A 549-nucleotide genomic window follows, 5' to 3' on the forward strand; every position below is an offset into this window, starting at 1 on the left:
GGTGCCGGACGTGGCGCGCCGCGGCCGCAAGTTCACGCCGATCAAGGGCGAGATCCCGTCGCCGCTGAATCCGCCGTCGGGCTGTACCTTCAACCCGCGCTGCCCGCACGCCATGCCGCGCTGCCGCGAGCAGGCGCCGACGCTGAAGGAAATCTCTCCGGGCCACTGGTCGGCCTGCCACCTGAACGAAGCCACCGCCTGAACGCCATGAAACCCTCAGACATGTCCAACGTGGACCGCATCGCCATCGAAATGGGCCATGCCGGCCGCAACGCCATCACCTATATCGACGAGGATCGCAATTCCGATCGCCCGTTCAAGCTGCAGACCTACCGCCCTTACGGCTACAGCCCGGACCGCCCGGTGGTGATCGTGCAGCACGGCGTGCTGCGCAACGGTGACGAATACCGCGACTTCTGGGTCGAGGCCGCCGACAAGCACAAGCTGCTGATCGTGGCGCTGACCTTCTCCAACGAGATCTGGCCGGGCGTGGAAAGCTACAACAATGGCCGCGTGTTCTCGGCCGGCGGCAATCCGCGCCACATCGAC

General features: G+C 65.9%; 1 protein-coding gene and 1 pseudogene. Both read left to right on the plus strand.

Annotation, left to right across the window (positions count from 1 at the left end; all coding sequences use genetic code 11):
• On the plus strand, positions 1 to 202 hold a 202-nt coding region (locus DNK89_RS23855), incomplete at its 5' end, for an oligopeptide/dipeptide ABC transporter ATP-binding protein (RefSeq protein WP_370220975.1).
• A gap of 5 nt (positions 203 to 207) precedes the next feature.
• Positions 208 to 549 (plus strand): annotated as a pseudogene (locus DNK89_RS23860) (alpha/beta hydrolase); the annotation flags it as partial.

The organism is Acidovorax sp. ST3, assembly GCF_003231145.1.
GTDB lineage: Bacteria > Pseudomonadota > Gammaproteobacteria > Burkholderiales > Burkholderiaceae_C > Acidovorax.